The 22,680-nt window shown below is 69.6% G+C and carries 17 protein-coding genes; 9 read left to right on the forward strand and 8 right to left on the reverse strand.

Features of this window, described 5'->3' with window-relative positions; translation table 11 throughout:
- The 4 genes from VF697_RS37530 to VF697_RS37545 form a co-directional block, all read left to right on the forward strand.
- Positions 1-448: serine hydrolase (locus tag VF697_RS37530; protein WP_331102771.1), on the forward strand; the 448-nt coding region annotated here is incomplete at its 5' end.
- 168 nt (positions 449-616) lie between these two features.
- Positions 617-1,867, forward strand: a complete 1,251-nt coding sequence (locus VF697_RS37535) for a putative DNA modification/repair radical SAM protein (protein WP_331102773.1) — start codon at positions 617-619, stop codon at positions 1,865-1,867.
- Between the two features lie 11 nt (positions 1,868-1,878).
- Positions 1,879-3,267 (forward strand): UdgX family uracil-DNA binding protein, encoded by a 1,389-nt coding sequence (locus tag VF697_RS37540; RefSeq protein ID WP_331102775.1) that lies wholly within the window; start codon positions 1,879-1,881, stop codon positions 3,265-3,267.
- Between the two features lie 36 nt (positions 3,268-3,303).
- Positions 3,304-3,591: a rhodanese-like domain-containing protein gene (locus tag VF697_RS37545; protein WP_331102777.1), complete on the forward strand. Its 288-nt coding sequence runs from the start codon at positions 3,304-3,306 to the stop codon at positions 3,589-3,591.
- A 149-nt stretch (positions 3,592-3,740) separates the two neighbouring features.
- Here VF697_RS37545 and VF697_RS37550 read toward each other — a convergent pair whose 3' ends face one another.
- The 3 genes from VF697_RS37550 to VF697_RS37560 all read right to left on the reverse strand — a co-directional run bounded on the left by VF697_RS37550 (position 3,741) and on the right by VF697_RS37560 (position 6,460).
- The gene (locus VF697_RS37550) at positions 3,741-4,421 is read right to left on the reverse strand and encodes a hypothetical protein (RefSeq protein ID WP_331102779.1); all 681 of its coding nucleotides are present in this window, start codon (positions 4,419-4,421) and stop codon (positions 3,741-3,743) included.
- 118 nt (positions 4,422-4,539) lie between these two features.
- Positions 4,540-5,148, reverse strand: coding sequence for a GNAT family protein (locus VF697_RS37555; RefSeq protein WP_331102781.1), 609 nt, complete (start codon positions 5,146-5,148; stop codon positions 4,540-4,542).
- The gene (locus tag VF697_RS37560; protein WP_331102782.1) at positions 5,135-6,460 is read right to left on the reverse strand and encodes a DnaA N-terminal domain-containing protein; all 1,326 of its coding nucleotides are present in this window, start codon (positions 6,458-6,460) and stop codon (positions 5,135-5,137) included. Before VF697_RS37560 ends, VF697_RS37555 begins: the two co-directional genes overlap by 14 nt.
- Positions 6,461-6,981: 521 nt before the next feature.
- Here VF697_RS37560 and VF697_RS37565 point away from each other — a divergent pair.
- From VF697_RS37565 to VF697_RS37575, 3 genes are read left to right on the forward strand one after another with little or no spacing between them, the layout of a single operon-like run.
- Positions 6,982-8,979: a protein kinase domain-containing protein gene (locus tag VF697_RS37565; RefSeq protein ID WP_331102784.1), complete on the forward strand. Its 1,998-nt coding sequence runs from the start codon at positions 6,982-6,984 to the stop codon at positions 8,977-8,979.
- Positions 8,980-8,987: 8 nt separating this feature from the next.
- The gene (locus VF697_RS37570; RefSeq protein ID WP_331102786.1) at positions 8,988-10,589 is read left to right on the forward strand and encodes an adenylate/guanylate cyclase domain-containing protein; all 1,602 of its coding nucleotides are present in this window, start codon (positions 8,988-8,990) and stop codon (positions 10,587-10,589) included.
- 12 nt (positions 10,590-10,601) lie between these two features.
- Positions 10,602-11,912, forward strand: a complete 1,311-nt coding sequence (locus VF697_RS37575) for a GAF domain-containing sensor histidine kinase (RefSeq protein WP_331102788.1) — start codon at positions 10,602-10,604, stop codon at positions 11,910-11,912.
- An 18-nt stretch (positions 11,913-11,930) separates the two neighbouring features.
- Here VF697_RS37575 and VF697_RS37580 read toward each other — a convergent pair whose 3' ends face one another.
- The 5 genes from VF697_RS37580 to VF697_RS37600 all read right to left on the reverse strand — a co-directional run bounded on the left by VF697_RS37580 (position 11,931) and on the right by VF697_RS37600 (position 19,568).
- Entirely contained in the window at positions 11,931-13,751 is a 1,821-nt protein-coding gene (locus VF697_RS37580; RefSeq protein ID WP_331102790.1) for an ABC transporter ATP-binding protein, read from the reverse strand.
- A complete protein-coding gene (locus VF697_RS37585) occupies positions 13,748-15,514 on the reverse strand; it encodes an ABC transporter ATP-binding protein (RefSeq protein ID WP_331102792.1) in 1,767 nt (588 codons plus the stop codon). The genes VF697_RS37580 and VF697_RS37585 overlap by 4 nt, the downstream gene beginning before the upstream one ends.
- Before the next feature lie 69 nt (positions 15,515-15,583).
- Entirely contained in the window at positions 15,584-16,621 is a 1,038-nt protein-coding gene (locus VF697_RS37590; protein WP_331102793.1) for a DUF2071 domain-containing protein, read from the reverse strand.
- A complete protein-coding gene (locus VF697_RS37595) occupies positions 16,618-17,232 on the reverse strand; it encodes a hypothetical protein (RefSeq protein WP_331102794.1) in 615 nt (204 codons plus the stop codon). The genes VF697_RS37590 and VF697_RS37595 overlap by 4 nt, the downstream gene beginning before the upstream one ends.
- 14 nt (positions 17,233-17,246) lie before the next feature.
- Positions 17,247-19,568: a hypothetical protein gene (locus tag VF697_RS37600; RefSeq protein ID WP_331102795.1), complete on the reverse strand. Its 2,322-nt coding sequence runs from the start codon at positions 19,566-19,568 to the stop codon at positions 17,247-17,249.
- 403 nt (positions 19,569-19,971) lie between these two features.
- On the opposite strand from VF697_RS37600, the gene VF697_RS37605 reads away from it, so the two are divergent.
- Together VF697_RS37605 and VF697_RS37610 are read left to right on the forward strand one after the other, a co-directional pair.
- A complete protein-coding gene (locus VF697_RS37605) occupies positions 19,972-22,224 on the forward strand; it encodes an ATP-binding protein (RefSeq protein ID WP_331102796.1) in 2,253 nt (750 codons plus the stop codon).
- The coding region (locus tag VF697_RS37610) for a response regulator (protein WP_331102797.1) at positions 22,221-22,680 on the forward strand (460 nt) is incomplete at its 3' end. The genes VF697_RS37605 and VF697_RS37610, both read left to right, overlap by 4 nt.

The following is a 22,680-nucleotide window of genomic DNA, read 5'->3' on the forward strand; positions in this document are numbered from 1 at the left end:
CGCGCAGCTGGAGACCACCTACCACGCGGAGCCGGCGTTCTCCGCGCTCGTCCCCGGCGCGAGCCTGTGGACGGACGCCATGCACCTGGCGGGCCTCTATGAAGTGCTGGTGGCGGGAGGTGTGACGCGCGAGGGGCGGCGGCTGCTGCGTGAGGAGACGGTGCGCGCGTACACCACGCGGGCTGTCTTCGGGCTGGACCGCAGCAACCGGGTGCCCATGACGGTGGGGCGCGGCTTCCTCGTGGGCGCGCCCTGGCCTTCGTTCTACGGCGGGTGGGGGACGAGTGGCTGCTTCGGGCACGCGGGGGCCCTCGACACGCTTGCCTTTGGAGACCACGCCACGGGCCTCGCGGCGGCCATCGTCACCAACGGCAACGGGGGCAACATGGACTTCCTCCACCGCTTCCGCCCCCTGGTCACCGCCCTCCGGAAGGCTTGTCGCCCCTGAAGCCCCAGGGCGTGGACTCGGCGGGTGGGGGCGGGGCGCGTGTGAAGGGGAGCTGAACGGCTGTTCCAGTTCTTCTGAATCAGGGTTGAAAATCCCATGTGAAAACAATGGGTTGGGGATGAACCCCCCGATGTGCGGTGGAAGGGCGCCCGTTATGGGAAGGGGGCCATGGACGTGCGCAAGAAGCTGGAGATTCTCGCCGATGCCGCGAAGTACGACGCCTCGTGTGCGAGCAGTGGAGGCAAGCGCAAATCCGCGCCGGGCGGGCTCGGCAGCGTGGAGGGCATGGGCATCTGTCACAGCTACACGCCCGATGGCCGGTGTGTGTCGCTGCTGAAGATCCTCCTCACCAACTTCTGCATCTACGATTGCCAGTACTGCATCAACCGCATCTCCAGCGACACGCCCCGGGCGCGCTTCACCCCCGAGGAGGTGGTGCAGCTCACGCTCGACTTCTACAAGCGCAACTACATCGAGGGGCTGTTCCTCAGCTCCGGGGTCCTCAAGAGCCCGGACTACACGATGGAGCAGCTCATCCAGGTGGCGCGCACGCTGCGCGAGCAGCACCAGTTCCAGGGCTACATCCACCTCAAGGCCGTGCCGGGGGCTTCCGAGGAGCTCATCGAGCAGGCGGGGCGGTACGCGGACCGGTTGAGCGCGAACATCGAGCTGCCGACGGAGGCGGACCTGAGCAAGCTCGCGCCGGAGAAGAGCTTCGCCGTCACGGGCGAGACGATGCGGGAGATCCACGTCCGCGTGGAGCAGTCGAAGGCCGAGCGCCAGGAGAGCCCGAAGGCGCCTCGCTTCGCGCCCGCGGGGCAGAGCACGCAGATGCTCGTCGGCGCCACGCCAACGCCGGATGCCATCATCCTGGACACCGCCCACCAGCTCTACACGCGCTACGGGCTCAAGCGCGTGTACTACTCGGCCTACAGCCCCATCCCCCTCGGGGATGCACGGCTGCCCGCGAAGGCGCCGCCGCTGGTACGCGAGCACCGGCTCTATCAAGCGGACTGGTTGCTGCGCTTCTACGGCTTCAGTGTGGGCGAGCTGCTTCCACCCGAGCATCCCGAGCTCTCCCTCGATCTGGACCCGAAGCTGGCCTGGGCGCTGCGCCGGCGCGAGGCCTTCCCGGTGGACGTGAACCGCGCGCCCCGCGAGCGGCTGCTGCGCGTGCCAGGACTGGGCGTGCGCACGGTGGACAAGCTGCTGCGCATCCGGAAGTGGCACCGGGTGACACTCGAGGACCTGGTGCGGTTGCGCGTGCCGATCGCCCGGGTGAAGCCCTTCGTGGTGACGGCGGACCACCGGCCCACGGCACTGCTGGACTCACCCCGGCTGCCCGAGCGGGTGCGGCCCTCCGCGCAGCAACTCTCGCTCTTCTCCACCGCGGCGGTGGCCCGCACGGGGGAGCTGTGACGAGGGTAGGGGTGGGACAGGACCTGGAGTCCTTCCGGACGGCGGCGCGGGGATTGCTCGCGCGGGGCGTGCCTCCGGAGCAGGTGCTCTTCGAGGATGCGCGGCAGCGGCAGGCCTCGCTCCTGGCGCCGGAGTCGGTGGCGGATGTCGCGCCCGGGCCGTCGCTGTCCGTACCGGGTGCCTTCCTGGAGCTCGCCGGGCGCGTGGCGTGTCACCGCTCGCCGGAGCGGTGGGCGTTGCTCTACCGGGTGCTGTGGAGGCTGCTGCACGGGGAGCGGCGGCTGCTGGAGGTGGAGAGTGACGCGGACGTGTACCGGCTGAGGAGTCTGGAGAAGGCGGTGCGGCGGGACGCGCACAAGATGAAGGCCTTCGTGCGCTTCCGGCGCGTGGAGCGCGACGAGCAGGAGCACTTCATCGCGTGGCACCGGCCGGACCACCTCATCGTCGCGCACGTGGCGCCCTTCTTCGCGCGGCGCTTCCCGTCGATGCGCTGGAGCATCCTCACGCCGGACGCGTGTGTGCACTGGGACCTCGAGCGGCTCACGTTCAGCGAGGGTGTCCCACGCTCGGAGGCGCCCGAGGGGGACGTGCTGGAGGAGCTGTGGGCGGCGTACTACGTGTCCACCTTCAACCCGGCGCGGCTCAACGTGCGGGCGATGCGCGCGGAGATGCCGAAGAAGCATTGGGCGACGCTGCCCGAGGCGCGGCTGATTCCCCAGCTGGTGAGGCAGGCGCCGGAGCGCACGGCGTCCATGGTGGCCCCCAGGCTGGAGCCATCCGAGGCGAGCCGCTTCCTCCCCTCCAGCCGGGAGCTCCCCGCGCTGGCGGCGGCGGCGAAGGAGTGCCGGGCGTGCCCGCTGCACGAGCGCGCGAGTCGGACGGTGTTTGGCGAGGGCCTGGCCACGGCGACGGTGATGCTCGTGGGCGAGCAGCCGGGAGACGCGGAAGACCGGGAGGGGCGGCCCTTCATCGGACCCGCGGGGCGGCTGCTCGACGAGGTGCTGGAGGGGGTGGGGCTGCGGCGCGAGGAGCTCTACGTCACCAACGCGGTGAAGCATTTCGGGTGGACGGGAGACGAGAAGCAGCGGCTGCACGCGAAGCCGGGGCGGCGCGAGGTGCTCGCGTGCAAGGCGTGGTTGGAGGCGGAGGTGGCGGCGGTGAAGCCCCGGATGATCGTCTGTCTGGGGGCCACGGCGGCGCAGGCCTTCCTGGGGCCCGGGTTCCGCATCAACCTGAGCCGGGGGCAGGTCTTCGAGACGCCCTGGGCGAAGGCGTGGATGGCGACGTTCCACCCCTCGGCGCTCTTGCGGATGCCGGACGCGCGGAGCCGAGCCGAGGCGCGCGCCCATTTCGAGGCGGACCTGCGCAAGGTGGCGGAAACCCTGCGCGCCCTCCGGTGACCTGAGCTAGGCTGGTGTGTCTCCAGGGGGTAACTCGTGCTCCGTCGATCCATGCTGGTGCTCACGTTGGGGTTCACCGCGCTCGTCGCGGGAGGGTGCAAGTCCTCGCATCCGGCCGTGAAGGAGCTCTCCGTCCCCGAGGCCGTCGCGGCGCACAAGGCCGGGGCTGTGTTCGTGGATGCGAACACCCCGGAGTTCCGCCAGGGCAACGGCAAGGTTCCTGGCGCGCTCCTGCTCGACAACTACCGGCAGTACGACGTGGCGTCCGTGCTGCCGCCGAGCAAGGACACATCGCTCGTCTTCTATTGCAGCAACAAACGTTGAGGCGCGTCTCACGTTGCCGCCGGTCGGGCGGCTGAAGCGGGTTACACGAAGGCGTTGGTGCTGTCCGAGGGACTCAAGGGTTGGAAGGACGGCGGAAACCCCACCGAAGCGGTGCCGTGACGGTCCGTTGAGCCAGCCCGCGTCCGGGTCTAGTTCGCCGCGAAGCAGTAGAACAGACCCGCGCCGCCCGTCCCGCGAAGGGCGTCCTGGCTGCAGCCGCCACGCGAAAGGTGCGACGAGTTCCAGGACCTCGCGGCCTCGGTGTCGCTCAGGCCCCGGCGATCCGAGTGTCCGAGCATCGCCGCGCCTTCGGTGCCGCTCTTCGTCCAGTTGCCACAGGTCCAATCCTCGGCGCCCGCGAACGCGGTGCCGTCCGGCTGCGAGCCCGTCAGGACGTCATGCCGGTTCGGAATGTCGCCCGCGCCCTCGACGATCTCTCCCTTCTCGGTCAGCGCCGTCTCCTTGGTCAGGTTGTTCTGGCCGTGCAGATCCCCGAGATTCCCGGCGATGATGACCTCCTTGGCGTTCTGCCACGGGCCGCTCCCGATGCGGTCCCGGGCATTGACGGCCTGCTGGCCTCCGGACGCCTGCGTGCTGAGGTAGGCGCGCCAGGTGTGGTTGCCGGCGCCCACGGCCTGCGCGAGGGACTGGCAATGGCGATCAGCGCCTTCCAGGCCCCCCAGGTTGGCGCCCTGGCCAACCCCCACGCTGGTCACGAAGAACGTCATGAGGCTGCCCGTGTCCTGCCCATCGTCCGATTCGCATCCCACCCCGCCGAGCACCAGCAGCGCCGTCGGCGCGAGCAGCGACCACCGCATCGTGTGCTTCATTGTCGTCCTTTCGGTTCGGCTCCGAGGACGACAGCATAGGGTTCCGCGTCGGCTCGTCATTCGCGACCCGGCCGCACCGTTGTCTTGTCGACCCGCAGGGACAGCGGTGGCGCCAACCCTAGCGGGGGACCCCGCCTTGCCCACCCGGCCGCCACTCCCGCCGCAGCAGCCCGTACATCACCGCGTCCTGCGCCTCGTCGTTGAGGAAGTACCGCTCGCGCTGGTAGCCCTCGCGTTGGAAGCCCAGGCCCTCCAGCACCTTGATGGAGCCCGCGTTGCGCGGATCCACGTCCGCCTCCAGGCGGTGCAGCTCGAGCGAGGTGAAGCCGAACTCCACCATCCGGCTCACGGCCTCTCGCGCGTAGCCCTGGCCCCAGTACGCGCGGCTCAGCGTGTAGCCGAGGCTCGCGCGCCGGTGCTGCCCGCTCAGATCCGACAGGGTACAGGTGCCCACCACCCGATCGTCCTCGCGCCGCGCGACGCCCCACTGGAAGAGCGAGCGCTCGGCGAAGCACTCGTGGATGTCTCGCAGCAGCTTCTCCGCCTGGGGCACCTCGGTGTACGCGGACCAGCTCCAGTAGCGCGTCACCTCGGGGTGGGAGAAGATCTCGAAGAGCGCGGGCACATCCACCTCTGTCATCCAGCGCAGGCGCAGGCGGTGCGTCTCCAGGGTCGGCAGGGACAGGGCATCGGCGAGCATGGTGCTCGCCAGCCTAACGATCTTCACTGCCCACCGCCTGCCGTTGTCCCGGGGGAGCCGTCAGCAACCAGCGCACGCCCGCGAGGCCGAGCTCCCGTGCGAGCTGGTCCACCATCTGGCCGTAGTGCTCCTGCACCCATTGGCGGAAATAGGCGTCTGGCACCGCGAGCACCAGGTGCCCGTCCTCCACGTCCACGGGACGCGCCTGGGCGAGCCATGTGAGGGCGTAGCGCTTCCCATGCTGCTGGAGCGAGGAGAGGCACTCCTGCCACCGGCGACCGGCCTCGGTGGACACGTCCACGGACGGTGGGCCGGACGCTCCGGACGGCTCCTCGTGCGGGAGGGGCTCGAGGTACCGGCTCCAGACTCGGGGGGTACAGAAGGCTTCCGCCGTGCAGCGAGGCTCTCGGGAACGTCCCCAATCCGAGTGGAGGTAACCGCGCCAGGCTTGTAGCAGCCGCCCCTCGTCGCCGCCGACCTTGCGCAGTGCGCCGGAGTACCAGCTCGCCCACCCCTTGGGCTGCTCCTCCACGGGGAGACCGGGAGAGGCACGACACCGCTCCGCCTGGCAGGTCTTGAAGAAGGCCGCGGCCCGGGCCCGAGCGTTCTCCGGCGCCGGGGACTCCTGGGGCACCGCGTCCTCGGACGGGGGAGGGACGAGCGCCGCGGTTGCCACGGACTGGCGCCACACCTCGCGCGGGGGAGAGGCGGGCACGATGTGCGTGCCGGGCAGGGCGAGCTGGATGGGGACCTCGTCCGTGGACGGCTCCTCGTCCGGGGGAGGGGAGACGGGGGCGAGACGTCCGCCCGCCATTCCCACCTCCACTGCTGCAGCAGAAGAAGTCTTCTTCTCACTCTCCTTCTCTCTTCTCCTTCTTGCGGGGGACGTCCCGGGTGCGTCCGCGGGACATCCGGCGGACGCGCTGGAGGCCTTGGCGGCGCGCTCTCGGCGCTTGCGCTCGGCCTCCTTTCCTCTCTGTTCGAGCACCTGCACGTAGCGATCAGCGAGGGTGAACCGGACGCTGTCTCCTTCCCGCACCAGAATCCCGGTGCGGAGCAGCGCGTCCCAGAAGGCGCCGGGCGCGCCCGTCCACCGCACCGCGCTCTCCACCGCTTCCTGCCAGACCGCCTCGTCCGCGGACGCGTCCGCGGAGCGTCCGCCGGACGCGGGAAAGGGCTCGAAGCGTCCGGCGGGCAGGGCCTGCACCGCCCAGATCTGGAGCTCCACCATGGCCCCCAGGAAGGCCTGCCGCTCCATTCCCAGTGTGCGTGCCGCGCACACCACGCCGAGGCTCATGGGGAAGCCCACGTCCACCTGTACCCAGTCCAAGCCGCCCATGTCACCGACTCCCCTGGGTCTCGCACCCGGTGCGCGCGATCCCCGTGTGCGTCTGGCACTCGTTGGTGTCCACGTTCATGTCCCCCGGTGGAGGGAAGGCCGCGGCACCCACCCTCAGAGGGAGGAGGCGGGCTTCGGCGTGATCCACACCCGCGATCTGCGCCGTCTCGTCCGGATCGTCTACCCCCGAGGTTTCTGATCCGACGGGTTCCGGTGCTCGGGCGCCGCCGAGGTGTCGACACCCCCCGGCTCCCGCTCTAGGGCTGTAGCAGCCGCTACAGGGTGCTACGGGCAGCTCCTCACGGGCAGTGGCTGCACGGGTTAGTTGCGGCTGCAAGGAGCGACTTCCCTGGCTGCGCGTGGAGTGGCCTCTCCTTGGGTCGCTACAGGCCGCTCCCCTGTTCTACACTCAACACATAATTGTGCCATCATGCTCCAACCTGGGAGGCGCGGGGGAACAGGTGGGCTCATCCACTCTTCCACCGTGCTGAAGACCTGGTCATCTCTTGGGTGGATCGCGCATGTCCGGACGCCGGATTGGCAGCAGGTACTTGTTGGAGCGGATGTTCGCTGGCGGTGGCATGGGGGCCATCTGGGTGGCGCTCGATGTGCAACTGCAGCGGCGGGTGGCGCTCAAGCTGATGGCGCCCGAGCGCATCGCCTCCTCCTCCGCGCGACACCAGTTCGAGCAGGAGGCGAAGGCGGTCGCCCAGCTTCACAACTCGCATGTGGTCCAGATCCACGACTACGGTGTCGATGGTGACACGCCGTACATCGTGATGGAGCTGCTCGAGGGGGAGGATCTCGAGACGCGGCTCGAGCGGCAGGGCCGGCTCTCTCCGGCCGTGATCTCCTCCCTGCTCAATCAGGTGGCCCGGGCCCTGTCCGCCGCCCACTCGGCCGGCATCATCCACAGGGATCTCAAGCCAGCGAACCTCTTCCTCGCCCGGGCCGATTCCGAGGAAGTGGTGAAGGTGCTCGACTTCGGGCTGGCCCGGCTGGAGGGCGGGAGCGCGGCGAGCTCCGAGCAGTCTGGCCGGGTGATGGGCACCCCGCGCTATATGAGCCCCGAGCAGATGCGGGGCGAGGCCAGCGTCGATCACCGCAGCGATCTCTGGTCGCTCGCGGTGGTGGCCTACCGGGCTCTCACCGGCCGCTTCCCCTTCTGCGCGGACACGCTCGGCGAGCTGCAGGGCCGGGGCTCCGGAATGCTCGACGAGCTGCCCTCCAGCTTCGTCTCCACGCTGGGCAAGGAGGTGGACGCCTTCTTCGCTCGAGCCCTGGACGCGGATCCCTCGCGCCGCTTCCAGTCCGCGCGCGAGCTGGCCGCGGCCTTCGCCGCCCTGGTGGAGTCCGCGCGCCCCAAGCGGGCCGCGAAGATCCTCGTCATCGATGACGAGCCGGACGCGGTGCTGTTGATGAAGCAGCGCTTCCGCAAGCAGATCCGCGAGTCGATCTACGAGTTCGTCTTCGCCTCCGACGGCCAGGACGCGCTGGACAAGCTGCGCCAGCACCCCGACACCGACGTGGTGCTCTCGGACATCAACATGCCGAGGATGGACGGGCTCACCTTCCTCGCCCGGGTCGGCGAGGTGAATCCGCTCGTCAAGGTCATCATGGTTTCCGCCTACAGCGACATGAGCAACATCCGCGTGGCGATGAACCGTGGGGCCTTCGACTTCCTCGTCAAGCCGGTGGACTTCCAGGATCTCGACGCCACGCTCGAAAAGGCGCTGCGGCACGTGACGGAGCTGCGCCAGATGGCGCGCTCCGTCGAGGAGAACCAGCTGCTGCGGATGTTCGTCAATGGCGGCATCCTCGAGCGGGCGCTGCCGATGCTGCGCGGCCCCGACATGCTGGCGGGCGAGCGGGTGGAGGCCACGGTGGCCTTCATCGACGTCAAGGACTTCACCCCGGTGACGCGCCAGGAGCAGCCCGAGGCGGTCATCCGCAGGTTGAACGCCAACTTCGAGGTCATCGTCCCCGAGCTGCTCTCGCGAGGGGGTGTGGTGGACAAGTTCATCGGAGACGCGGTGATGGCCGTGTTCCGAGACCAGGGGCACCTCGGTCGGGCGCTGGAGGCCTGTCTGGCGGCCCGGCAGCAGCTCCAGGCCATGGCCTTCCGGTATGGGGACGGCTCTCCGTATGCCCACGGGGCCAGCATCGGCCTGGACTCGGGCGTGCTGATCAGCGGCAGCGTTGGCGCCAAGGGGCTGGGCCGGCTGGACTACACGGTGCTCGGGGAGACGGTGAACACCGCGGCCCGGTTGACCGTGCTGGCCGCTCGCGAGCAGATCCTCATCGGGGACCACCTGCGGGAGCGGGTAGAGGCGGCTTTCGAGTGCGTGTCGCTCGGGGTGAAGACCTTGCCTGGCTCTTCCGTGGGGCTGTCCGTCCATGACGTCGTGGGCCGCAGACAGGTGCGTGTGTCCGCCTCGGATCGGACCGTCTCCATCGATGTGAGCGCGCCGGAGATCGTGCCTCACCAGGCCGCGCTCGTGGCCTCGAACGAGGAGTAGCCCATCCCATGCAGCTCATCATGAATCCGGGTCTGGTGGACGAGCAGATCTTCGCGCTCCCCGAGGGGCCCGTCACGATCGGTCGTACGGAAGAGAGCACCATCTGCGTGCTCCACAAGAGCCTGTCGCGCCGGCACGCGCGGATCGAGCAGGACGGCCAGCGCGTCTTCCTGGTCGACCTGGACAGCAAGAACGGGACGTTCGTCAACGAGGAGCGGATCTCCCGCTGCGAGCTGCGCGACGGTGAGACCTTCCGCTGTGGCGAGGTGCGGTTCAGGCTCGTGCCCAGGGCTCGCGCGCTCCCCCTGGGGCTGGCACCGACCCAGGTGCAATCGCTCCGGACCCGCTTCTCTCCGGGCTCCATCGACGAGCTGCTGGAGCGTCGCTCCGAGTCCGTGGAGGGGTCCGCCCTGAAGGTGAGGAGCCAGGGCCTGGAGGATCGGGCCCACGAGAAGCTCCAGGTCCTGCTCAAGGTGAGCCAGGTGCTCTCCTCGCCTGGCCCCATCGAGGCGCTGCTGGAGCGCATCCTGGACCTCGTCTTCCAGATCGTGGAGGTGGACCGGGTGGCGGTGCTGCTGGTGGAGCCCTCCACGGGACAGCTGCGCCCGCGGGTGGCGAGGGCCGCCCGGGGTGAGCTCCCCCCAGGTCCGTTCTACAGCCAGCGCATCGCCGAGTACGTGCGCACCCACAGCGTGGCGGCGCTCTTCTCCGACGCGCGGTTGGATCCCCGCCTGGACGACGCCACCTCGGTGGTGTTGCAGTCCATCCAGTCGTCGATGTGCGCCCCGCTCAAGCCCCACGACGAGGTGCTGGGCGTGCTGTACATGGACAACCTCTCGCGGCCCAACGGCTTCACCCAGCAGGATCTGGAGTTCATCACCGCCTTCGCCAACCAGGCGGCCATCGCGATCGAGAACGCCATCCTCTCCCGGAGGATCGAGGAGGAGGCGGTGCTGCGCAACACGTACTCGCGCTTCTTCCCGCCGGCCACCCTCAAGAAGCTACAGGGCTCGCGGGGCGCCTCGCTGGAGGCCATCGAGACGGAGGTGACGGTCCTCTTCTCGGACATCAGCGGCTTCACCGCGCTCTCCTCCACCCTGGAGCCCCGGCAGGTGGTGGATCTGCTCAACGACTACTTCCCGGTGATGGCGGAGATCGTCTTCCGGTACGAGGGGACGCTGGAGAAGTACATCGGCGACGCGCTGATGGCGGTGTGGGGCGCCCCGTTCTCGCACCCCGATGACGCGGACCGGGCCGTGTGCGCGGCCGTGGAGATGCAGAAGGCCCTGGCCGGGTTGAACGCGCGCTGGCGGGCCCAGGGCCGGCCCGAGCTCCAGATCCATGTGGGCCTCAACACGGGCCGGGTGGCGGCCGGGAACATCGGCTCCGAGCAGTACCTGCAGTACGCCACCATCGGGGACGCCACCAACGTGGCCAGCCGGGTCTGCTCCGCCGCCGCGGACGGGGAGATCTGCATGACCGAGGCGACCTTCGTGCGCTGGGGGCAGCGCGCCTGGCCCGTCACGGCGCTGCCTCCCACCTTTGTGAAGGGCAAGCAAGAGGCCCTGAAGCTCCACCGGCTGGAGTGGCGCGAACCCCTCATCCCGTGAGCCCGGCTCCTCATGTCCACTCCAGGCCGCTACCAGAGTAGGGAGCTCCTCACGGTGATTCTGCGGACGGCGCTCGCCGCCGCGGGAGCCCAGCGGGGTGTGCTGCTGCTCGAGCGGGACGGCGAATGGAGGATCGAAGCCGAGGGTGGGGGCGAGGAGTCTCCCGTCGAGGTGATGCTGGGGCTTTCGCTGAAGCAGGAGGCCGGGAGCGGAGCGGCGAAGCTGTCCGTGGCCATCGTGAACCATGTGGCGAGCAGCCGGGAGGAAGTGCTCCTGGACGACGCCACCCGGCAAGGGCCATACACGGAGGATCCCTACGTCCTCGCCTGGCAGCCGAAGGCCGTTCTCTGCCTGCCGCTGCGGGGCCGGGAGACGTTGAGCGGCATTCTCTACCTGGAGAACCACCTGTCCCCGGGCACTTTCACTCCGGAGCGGGTGGGCGTGCTGAAGCTGCTGTCCGGCCAGGCCGCCCTCTCCCTCGAGAACGCGCGCCTGTACGAGAAGCAGGGGGACTACATCCGCACGCTGGAGACGCGGCTGCTGGCCCAGGAGAGGCTCGCTTCCCTGGGGACGCTGACCGCGGGAATCGCGCACGAGATCAAGAACCCCCTGAACTTCGTCACCAACTTCGCCCGGATCGCCGTGGAATTGGTGGGGGAAGTCTCCGAGCAGCTCGACGCCCGGAAGGCTCGACTGGAGCAGGAGACCCGGGAGGTGTTCCAGGACGGCTTGACGGAGCTGCGGGTGACCGTCGAGAAGATCGAGAGCCACGGCAAGCGGGCCGACAAGATCGTCCACGACATGCTCATGTTCTCGCGAGGGCAGCGCGGCGAACGCAGGCCCACCAACATCAACCGGTTGCTGGAGGAGTCGGCCAAGCTCGTCTACCACGGGATGAGGGGCGGCGATCCGGGCTTCACGTTGAGCCTGCTCATGAACCTCGATGAGTCACTCGAGCCGATCGATGTGTTTCCCTCGGAGCTCAGCCGGGCCTTCATGAACATCATCCACAACGCGTGCTACGCCGTGAGCAAGAAGAGGGCGAGCGCGGGGGGTGGCTTCAGCCCGACCATCTCGCTCTCCACCCGGAGGTCTGGCGAGCGGGTGGAGGTGGGGATCCGAGACAACGGCATTGGAGTGCCTCTCGAGGTGCGGGACAAGATCTTCACGCCCTTCTTCACCACGAAGCCCGTGAACGAGGGGACGGGGCTGGGCCTGTCGATCAGCCATGAGATCCTCGTGGCGGCGCACGGCGGAAGGATCGAAGTCGACAGTCAGGAAGGCGAGTACACCCTCTTCTCCATTTCGCTGCCCAGGTCGTGATGAGGCCCCTCGCGCTTCTCAGCTCGCGTGCTTCGCCGGCTCGGCGGAGGACGGGGGCTCGCGGAACTGCCGGTGATACAGCTCCGCGTACAGGCCATTCCGAGCCAGCAGCTCCTCGTGTGTGCCACGCTCCGTGATGCGCCCGGCGTCGATGACGAGGATGAGGTCCGCACTCCGGATGGTGCTGAGCCGGTGCGCGATGACCACGCTGGTGCGGCCCGCGAGCAGGGTGGTGAGCGCGCGCTGGATGAGGGCCTCCGTCCGCGTGTCGATGTTGGCCGTCGCCTCGTCGAGGATGAGCACGCGCGGCTCGGCGATGACCGCCCGGGCGAACGCGAGGAGCTGCCGCTGCCCCTGGCTCAGCGTGGCGCCGCTCTCTCCGAGCACCGAGTCGTAGCCCTTTGGCAGCGCGGCGATGAAGTCATGCGCATGGACCGCGCGCGCGGCTCGCTCGATCTCCTCGCGGCTCGCGTCCGGCCGGCCATAGCCGATGTTCTCCGCGATGGTGCCGGAGAACAGGAACGGCTCCTGGATGACCGTCGCCATCTGTCGCCGGAGGCTCGCCCGCGTCACGCGCCTCACGTCCTCGCCGTCGAGCCGCACCACCCCGGCCGTGGCGTCGTAGAAGCGGGGGATGAGGTTGGCCACGGTGGTCTTCCCCGCGCCCGTGCGGCCCACCAGCGCCACCGTCTGGCCGGGTGGGATCTCGAAGCTCACGTCATGGAGCACCGGCTGCGAGGCGTCATAGGCGAACGACACCTGCTCGAAGGTGATGCGCCCCTCGGACCGCCCCAGGGAGCGCGCATCCGGGGCGTCGGCGGGCTCACGGGCCTCGTCGAGGAGGGAGTAGATGCGCTCCGCTCCGGCGAGCGCTGACTGCATCAGCGTGTACACCGAGGCCGCGAGCTGCACCGGCCGGAAGAACTGTTGCGTGTAGATGAGGAACGCCGCCAGCAGGCCCACGCTCAGCTGCCCCTGGAGCACCAGGTGGCCGCCGTAGCCGATGACGAGCGCCGTGGCGAGCGTGGCGAGCACGTCGATGGCCGGGGAGAACGCGGAGGTGATGCCCACCGCGGACACGTTGGCATCGCGGTTGGCGGCGTTGCGATCCCGGAAGCGCCGGATGTTCTCGTCGGTGCGGTTGAAGGCCTGGGCCTGCCGCACGCCGACGATCTCCTCCTGCAACTCCGCCGTCACGTTGCCCACCGTCTGCCGCGTCTTGCGGTAGGCGTTCCGGGCGCGGGCGGCGAAGAAGCCGGTGGTGAGCAGCATCACCGGAATGATGGTGAAGCACGCCAGCGCGAGGCGGACGTTGAGCGCGAGCATCGCCACCAGCACGCCCACCAGCCCCAGCAGCGACCCCAGGAGCTGCGTCGGCCCCTGCCAGAAGAACTGGTTGAGCGTGTCGACGTCGCTGAGCAGCCGGCTCATCAGATCGCCGATCGGCCGCTTGTCGAAGTACGAGAGGGGCAGGGATTGGAGCTGCTCGAAGAGCCGGGTGCGGATCGATGCGAGCACCTTCTGGCCCGCCGCACCCACGCGCCGCGTCTGGGCCCGCCCGGACACCGCGCCCGCGCCGTAGACGACGAGCAGCAGCAGCATGGTGCGCAGCAGGCTCGCCGGGTTCTCGCTCCCGATGTCGTGGTCGATGGCCCGGCTCACCAGGTACGGCCCGGCGGCCTGCGCCAGCGCGCTGACGAGGATGAACACCCCGGCCACGAGCAGCGTGCCACGGTGGGGCCTCAGCTCGGAGAGCAGCCGGCGCGCCACCGCGCCACGACGGGTGGCGCGCTGCACCTCCAGCTCCGCCATCGCCTCGATTCCTCCGGGCCTCCTCACGCTGCCTCCACCTTTCCGGACTGCAACTGCGAGCCGAGGATCTCGTTGTAGAGCGGGCTCGAGGCGAGGAGCTGCTCATGGGTGCCCTGCGCCACCACCGTGCCCTCGTCGAGCACGAGGATGAGATCCGCGTCCCTCACCGTGCTGATCCGCTGGGCGATGACGAGGGCGGTGCGGTGCGCGCCGCGCATCAACCGGTCCAGCGCGCCCTGGATGGCGGCCTCGGTCTCGGCGTCCACCGCCGAGGTGCTGTCATCGAGGATGAGCAGGCGCGGATCCGTGAGCAGCGCCCGGGCGATCGCCAGGCGCTGCCGCTGGCCACCCGACAGCCCGACGCCGCGCTCGCCGACCACCGTGTCGTAGCCCTGGGGCAGCCCGGCGATGAAGTCCGCCGCCTGCGCCGCCTCGGCCGCCGCCTGGACCTGCTCCAGCGTTGCCTCCGGGCGGCCATAGGCGATGTTCTCGCGCACCGTCCCGGAGAAGAGCAGGGCGTCCTGTAACACCACGCCCAGCTGCGAGCGCAGGCTGGAGAGCGTCACCTCGCGCACGTCGTGCCCGTCCAGGAGCACCGCGCCGCCCGTCGCGTCGTAGAAGCGGGGGAGGAGGTTGATGATGGTGCTCTTGCCGGAGCCCGTCGTCCCGAGGATCGCCACGAGCTGTCCCGGCTCGGCCACGAAGCTCACCCCCCGGAGGATCTCCCGGTCGCTGCCCGCGTAGCGGAAGCGCACGTCGCGAAACTCGACCCGTCCCTGGAGCGGCGGCAGCGCCTGGGCCCCGGGTTTGTCGGCCACCTCCACCTGGGTGTCGAGCAGCTCGAAGACGCGCAGCGCGGACGCTCCGGCGCGGGAAATCTGCGCCGCGATGAAGCCCAGCGTCATGAGCGGCATGAGCAGGAAGCCCAGGTAGCTGTTGAACGCGAGCAGCTCCCCGAGGGTCAGCTCATGCCGGAAGATCAGCAGGCCGCCGAGCCCCACCACCATGAGCGTGCCGAGGTTGGCGAAGAAGCTCACGAACGGGAAGTTGGTGGAGATCGCATCGATGATCTGAAGGTTCTGCCCCAGCAGCTCGTCGTTGATCTTCTGGTAGCGAGCGGCCTCGCGCGCCTCGCCGGAGAACGCGCGCACCACGCGGATGCCACGCAAGTCCTCCTGGAGGACCCCGTTGAGGCGGCCGAGGGCGGCCTGCACCCCGCCGAACAGCGGCCCCATCTTGCCCATGAAGTTCCGTAGCAACCAGAGGATGGGGGCGATGGACGCCAGCGCCGCCAGGGCGAGCCTGGGGTTGATGCTGAAGAGCAGGACCGCGCAGCCCACCAGCATGGCGGTAGAGGCGGCGAGCTGGACCACGCCGGAGCCGACGAAGGTGCGCACCTGCTCGACGTCGTTGGTGAGCCGGGTGAGGAGCTGGCCGGTCTGCGCCTGGTCGTAGTAGCTGAAGCTCAGCCGCTGGATGCGTGCGAAGAGCGCGTCGCGCAGGTCGAAGGCGACGCCCTGGGAGATGCGCTCGGCCAGGTAGCCCTGGAGGAAGTTGAAGAGCCCACGACCCAGGGCGATGGCCACCAGTCCGCCCACGGCCGCGAGCACCACGGCGTTGCTGCCCCGGGCGATGCCCTCGTCGATGGCCAGCCGCACCATCTGGGGCGTGGCGAGGTTGGCGGCCGACACCAGCAGGAGCGACACCAGCGCGCCCGCCGTCTCCAGCTCGTAGCGCCGCAGATACCCGAGCGCCCGCCGGACCGCCTTCCCGCCACCGGCCGGGGCCACCGGTCTTCGTCCTGGTTCCATGTCCGGACAGACCTATCCAAGCGAGCCCGGATCCGCAACGAGCGAAGCTCACCCGGCGCCGGGCACCCGCTCGCGGCGCAAGGGGCGCCAGCGATAGGGGCACTCGCGCAGGTGCAGCACCGAGTCCAACCGCGCGTGGCCCGCGAGCGGCCCGTCCTGCATGTACTCGCTGTAGAGCTCCACCGGCTGGACGAAGCGCGCGTTCCACGGCCCGCGGTCGATGGTGAGGACGTAGACGTACCCGTTCGCCACCCCGAAGGCGTCGTAACACTCGACGAGCGGCTCGTGCAGCGCCTCCAGGCTCGTCCACACCGAGCCCGCGGGAGGCCCCGGCAGCGGCCGCGTGTCCAGCACGCCCACCAGCTTGCCTCCGGGGAAGGGGGGGAGGGGCGCCACCGCGAAGGTGAGCGCGTCTGCCTCGCGCGCCATCACCATGTCCGCCTCGCCGAACTCGTGGAACTTGAACTCGGTGAGGGTGTTGCCGATGCGGCGCATCAGCGTGTCGTTCGTCTCGCTGCGCACGAAGTAGCCCCCGCGCCGCCAGCGGCCGTCCGCGTCCCGATAGCGCACCGCCGCGCGGTAGCTCACCTGGTAGAAGTTGACGCCGACGAGGCCTGTCAGCCCCTGGGGGCGCATCTCGCGCAGCGAGGACATCAGCACCTGCACCCAGGCGCTGCCCTGGTGCGGCTCCGGCTCCAGCGGCGCGGGGAGCAGGCGGGAGAGCGCGTCCGGCGCCACCGCGTAGTTGAGGGACAGCGCCTCCACCCACACCGTCTGCACCTGGGTGAGCCAGGGGACGGAGGGGCACTCCTCCATGCCCGGGCTGGAGGGGCTCACGTCCTGGGCGCGCTCCAGGGCCGCGTGGGCCTCGCGCAGCGCCGTGTGGCCGGCCGGAGTGGGCTCGAGTCGGCCTCGCTTCTTCTCGGTGAGCAGCCCCCGCCCGGAGAGTGCCGAGAGGACCGCCTCACCCGCCGCGCGTGCCACGCCCGCTGACTCCAGGCGCGAGAGCAGCTCCTCCCGCATCAACCCGGAGGGCTCCAGGGCCAGGGCCACGAGGGCGGCCAGCTCTTGCGGCGTGGGCGTCATACGAGCCGGGGCCGCGCGCCACCCTCGGCCAGTCGCCGGCGCCGGGCGCGGAACAGCAGCACGCCGCCGGTGAGCTGCGTCAGGCCCCACAGCACCCCAAGGCCCAGGAAGCCCTTCTCGGGCATGTGCGCGAGGGCCAGCGCGGCGAGCGCGAAGACGGCCGAGGCCACGTACCAGCCCCGTCCCATCAGCGCCCCCATGACGGAGAAGGCCATGGCGACGAGCACACAGGCGACTGGCGGCATGAAGAGCAGCTCCAGCCCCATCACCCAGTTGATGAGCGCCACCAGCACCATTCCCGTCATGCACGTCGTCCAGATGGACCACACCTGCCGCTCGATGAAGGAGCGCACGCCGGCGGCCTCGCGCCGCTGTAGCCACACGATGGAGAGCAGGTCGATCGCGATGACGGGCACCCACAGCAGCACGAAGGGGCCGGGAGTGCGGTGGCCCTGCTGGAAGAGCACGTGCGTGCCGAGGAAGCCCCCGCAGTTGGTGAGCGCGTGGATCATCCAGATGACGCCCCAGTTCTGAAGGGCCGAGTCATCACGCGCCTGGGAGACGACGCGCCGGATGAGCTGCAGGGCCTGGTCCGCTTCCTCTCGGTTCATGCGTGGGGAGGAGCCTAGATGACCACCTCCACCACCCGCCAGGGGCCCGTGCCGGCCTTCACCAGGATGCCCGGGTTGCCGCCCACGAAGAGCGTGGTCCGGGCGCTCACGCCCACGTGGACCTTGCGGTGATCCTCCGGCTGCCGGGGCGCCGCGACGGGGCGGTACAGCTCGAAGCGGAACAGGTCACCGCCGAGCACGGCGCGGGCCTGGGTCTGGGCCGTGCGGAGCTCGGCGTCGGTGGGTTGGACCTCGCGGAAGGAGAGCACGTTCCACGCCCGCTTGGCCGGGCGGCTGGTGACGCCCACGGCCCGGTAGGCGCGGGCCATGGCCAGCACGCGGGCCACGTAGCGGGGGGTGTCCACCCGCCCGGTGAGCTTCATGGTGAAGCGGTTGGCGAGGGCGCTCTCCACGTAGTCCACATGCGGGAAGCTGGCGTACTCGACGACCTGCGTGTTGCCCACCTGCACCAGGCGGGGCCCGGGCACTCCATCCCACGGCAGGGAGCCCGTCTGACCGATCTCCTCGTCGGTGAGGGGGCTCACGGTGGGGAAGACGTCCGAGAAGCTGCGCCCCGCGTCCGGCGCCACCGAGGGCCAGAAGGTGCTGAGGGCGGCGCAGAGCTTGGCATCCTCGGGGAAGGGACTGCCCAGCCCGTAGGCGGCCAGGTGCAGGGTGTCACCGGTGACGTCGTGGCTGGTGTCCCAACCCGGGGCGAAGATACCGGCGGCGGCATCCGGCAGGTACACGTGCCGGGCCATCTCCATCGGCGTGGTCGGGCGGGCACGGACGACGCGCCGGCCCAGGGGCAGCGAGACGATGGCCGTGACGGTGTCGTCCTCGGGGCGGAAGCCCGCGCCGGACATGCCACCATCGCCCGAGGTGTTGAGCTGGAGGTTGGGGGCCATGCGCTCGTCGGAGAGCGTCAGCGGCGGCGTCTCCCAGAGCAGATCCCTCAGCGCGGCGGGGGCTCGCTCCAGCCACCAGTCCATCAGCTCGCGCTGGTCGCAGGTGAAGAAGAAGTCCGGCGCCGTCACCAGGGAGTAGGCCGGGATGAAGCGGGGCAGCTGGGGGCGCAGCTGCGGGCAATCCGTCACCACCCACCCGTCCCCCGAGAAGTCCAGGTAGTGCTGTGCCCGGTAGCCGCCCTCGCGGGACACCTCCACCACGTCCGGCAGCGTGTTGAGGTCCGTCACCGGCCGCGCGAGCCCGGGCACCTGCCCGCTGGGAACATGGCGCACGTGGACGTACTCGGGCGCGCGACGGGCCCCTCGGCGCACCGGGGGGATGCCCAGGCTGGGGGCGAAGTCGCTGTCGCGGTTGGTGGGCACCTGGAAGGTGAGTGGCTGGCCCCGGAAGGTGGCCGGCTCCACCAGTCGCGCGTGAGGCACCGGCACCAGCAGCCCCGCGCCGTGCTCGGGGTTCTGGGAGAAGCCGGCGATGCCATCGGTGAAGCGGAAGGGCGGGCCGTCGATGTCGGGCCGCCGCCAGCCCGTGTCGTGGCCCTGGCGGATGAGCTCCAGGTGGACGCGCCGGAGCTTCTCGTTGAGGTGGTGGGCCTCCAGCGCCACGGTGAGGTCGAAACCCTGGAGGCACTCGCGGCCGCTGAAGAGCTTGTGCAGGGGCACCCAGAACTGGCGCCTCGCGTCATCTCCCGCGGCCGGATCGCCGAAGATGCGCGGGTTCAGGGCTCGGAAGTTGAAGCGCATGGGGCCGAAGGAGGCCGGGTTTCCCGAGCGCTGCACGGCGATGTACGCCGCATAGCGGGCGGGCAGCACGCGGATGGCGTGGTCATCCCCCTCGACGAGGGGGACGAAGCCCCGGCTGCGCCGGTCATAGAGGGGCTCGCGCGTGCCCACCCGTGCCACGCCCGTGCGCGAGAAGCTCAGGTCCGCGTGCTTGCGGTGCACCGTGTCCGCGGCGACGCGGTACTCGACGGCGAACACCGCCACGGCCAGGGGCGCGCCCGCCGCGAGCGAGCTCAGCCCCTGGAGCGAGGGCGGCTGCACCCCGAAGACGTAGTTCTCGACGATCTCCAGATCCCGAAGGGTGGGGAACTCCTCCAGCTCCTGCCCGTCCACCTTGAGCACGTTGGCGGAGGCCAGGCCGTGGAACAGGAGGCTGCGGGCTGGGCTGCCGGGCTCGATGCCCCGCTCGCCTTCCTGGGAGAAGTCCTCGAAGCCGGCGACAGCGCGGTCGATGCGACGCAAGCGCTTGCGCAGCTCGGCGCCCAGGTTGTTCTGGGTGATGTCGAGACCATGCTTCGCGAAGAGCCGCGCCCAACCCCTGGGAGCGAGCCGCCGGCAGACCGCCTTCACATCGTCGATGAGGGCCATGGGTCCGCAGGTTGGATCCGAGGCACGCTCCCGCGACATCACCCTGCGGGCGTGGGGTCCCGTCCACCAGCCAGCACTCATGGACCGGGACCTGGACATGGGATGAGCGCAGAATAGACAAACGTTAGACAAAAAAGTCAGCGAGTGTCCCTGGATTCAGCCAGGGGCATGGGCGCTAGACTCGTTGTCCCTCCCTCGGGGTGACGACCGAGGCCGTGCGCGGAGGTCCGCGCCGCATGGAAGCAAGGCCTTCGCATGCTCGTTCGGTAGTACCCCATGGAAAAAAAGCATGCTGTAGCAATGTTTTATTGTTCCCATTGCTCCCATTGAGGGCAATCCCTCGCGGCCCGGCATCTTCTGGTGCGCGGACTCCTCGTTCTCTCTCCAGGCAAGCACACCCTTGATGCCGTCTCCGCTCTCTCGCCCCTCCGCCTCTCTCGCCCGCGCGACGCTCCTCAAGATGGGGGTGCGCATCGCCATCGTCATCGCCCTCACCACGCTCGTCAGCTACTTCCACATGCTCCACACCCTGCGCGGGGAAGCCGTCCAGCAGATGGAGCGGCATGTCGCCGAGCGCAGTCAGCGCGAGCAGGCCATCTTCCTCCTGGCGGAGGACAACCACGCGCTGCTCCAGAAGGCCCTGGACGAGCGGATTCAGGCCACGAGCCAGCAGGATCCGAACCCTCGCTTCGACAGCCTGTTCACGCAGCTGCCCGACGGCACGGTCCGCTCCCGCACGGAGGGTTTCGACGGGACGCACATGGTGGGCCTCTTCGTCCCCAAGGGCGTGTCGCTCGATACCGGGCTGCGCCGCCGCATCCTGGCCGCCTACGACGTGGCCGCCCAGTACGGGCCCGCCTTCCTGTCACGCTTCATCAATACCTACATCACCCTGGCGGAAGGTCCGGTCCTCTCCTTCTGGCCCGGGCGCCCCGACTGGGCCCTGGAAACTCCGCCGGATTACCCGACCCTCGGGTACGAGTACTACACCATCAGTCTGCCCGAGAAGAATCCGCGCAGGAGCACGGCCTGGAGTGGCATCTTCATCGATCCCATCTCCAAGAGCTGGATGGTCACGGTCACCACCCCGTTGGACGCGGACGGCCGCCAGGTCGCGTCGTTCTCCCACGACGTCCTGCTCGATGAGTTGATGGGCCGCTCCATCAATGACCACCTGCCCAGTGCGTACAACCTGCTCGTGCGCGACGACGGTCATGTCATCGCCCACCCCGAGCTGGATCTGCGGGAAGCCACCGTCGGCTACGACATCCTGGGCACCACCGCGTCGGCAGAGGGGGGGGTTCCCCCGCGGCTCGATGAGACGCAGCGGAACCACCTGCGCGCCCTCTTCGAGCGGGTGAAGGACCGTCAGCCCGGCGACGTCATCCTGGATCTCTCGGAGTTTGGCGAGTACCTCGCCGTGGCCCGGCTGCGCGGGCCCGAGTGGAACTTCGTCACGGTGCTGCCCAAGAGCGTGGTGTCCTCGGCCGCCTTCAGTGCGTCGCGCTATGTGCTGGTGTTCGGCGTGGCGTCGTTGGTGCTGGAGCTGCTCATCATGTTCTGGGTGCTCCGGCGGGAGATCTCCCACCCGTTGAAGGCCCTCACCCAGGCGGCCCACTCCGTGGCGGCCGGTGACTTCCAGGTCGATCTGGGCACCTCCCGCGGTGACGAGCTGGGCGTGCTGGCGGGCGCCTTCCGGGTGATGGCCGACAAGGTCCAGCAGCGCGAAGAGGAGCTGCGCAAGGCGAACGAGGGGCTGGAGCACCGGGTCGAGGAGCGCACCCGGGAGCTGAAGGAGGTCCACCAGCAGCTCGTGAAGACGGCCCGGCAGGCGGGCATGGCGGAGATCGCCACCAACGTGCTGCACAACGTGGGCAATGTGCTCAACAGCGTCTACACCTCGGCGCAGCTCGCCCGGGAGCGGCTGGGCCGGATGCGGCTGGATCAGGTAGGCCGCGTGGTCAGCCTGCTCGAGGAGCGCCAGACCGATCTCTCGACCTTCCTCACCCAGGACGATCGCGGGCGCAACGTGATGCCGTTCCTGCGCCGGCTGGGGCAGAGCCTGCTCGAGGAGCGCCAGGAGCTCTTCACGCTGCTCGATGACGTGGGCCGGTACACCGAGCACATCGGCGACATCGTCAAGGTGCAGCAGAGCCATGCCCGGACGCCCCGGCTGAACGAGCCGGTTCCCCTGGATGGACTGGTGGAGGATGCCCTGCGCATCAACTCGGCCGCGCTCCTGCGCCACCAGGTGAAGGAGGAGCGGCACCTGGCCTCGCTGCCGCCAGTGCTCACCGACAAGCACAAGGTGCTGATGATCCTGGTCAACCTGATCAGCAACGCCAAGTACGCCATGGATGAGACCCCCGTGGAGCGGCGGCTGCTGCGGGTGAACATGGAGCGCTCGGGCCCCGACCGCGTTCGCATCGACATCCGCGACACCGGCACGGGCATCCCCCCGGAGCTGCTCACGCGCATCTTCCAGTACGGCTTCACCACCCGCAGGGACGGGCACGGCTTCGGCCTGCACTCCAGTGCGCTGGCGGCCCAGGAGCTGGGTGGCTCCCTGTCGGTCCACAGCGACGGACCCGGGCAGGGAGCCACGTTCAGCCTGGAGCTGCCCTTTCAACCGGCCGAGGAGGCCAAGACCGCATGACAGCCCACAAGATCCGGATCCTCGTCATTGATGACTCCGAGGCCATCCACAAGGACTTCCGACGGATCCTCTGCCCGGAGCAGAAGCAGGGCGGCGGTGAGCTCGATCTGCTGGAGGATGCGCTCTTCGGCCCGGCGCCTTCCGCCAGCTCGCGGACCGAGGTGGAGTTCGAGGTGGAGTCGGCGCTCCAGGGCAAGGAGGGGCTCGCCAAGGTGGAGCAGGCCCAGTCCTCGGGCCACCCTTACGCGCTGATCTTCCTGGACTACCGGATGCCCCCCGGCTGGAACGGTGTCGAGACGCTGCGGCACCTGCGCAAGGTGGCGCCCTCGCTGCCGGTGGTGCTCTGCTCGGCCTACTCCGATTACTCCTGGGAGGAGATCGTCCGCGAGTTCGGCCAGTCGTCGCTGCTCCAGGAGATGCGCAAGCCCTTCAACAGCCAGGAGATGCGCCAGATGG

Source organism: Archangium sp., assembly GCF_036388035.1.
GTDB lineage: Bacteria > Myxococcota > Myxococcia > Myxococcales > Myxococcaceae > Archangium.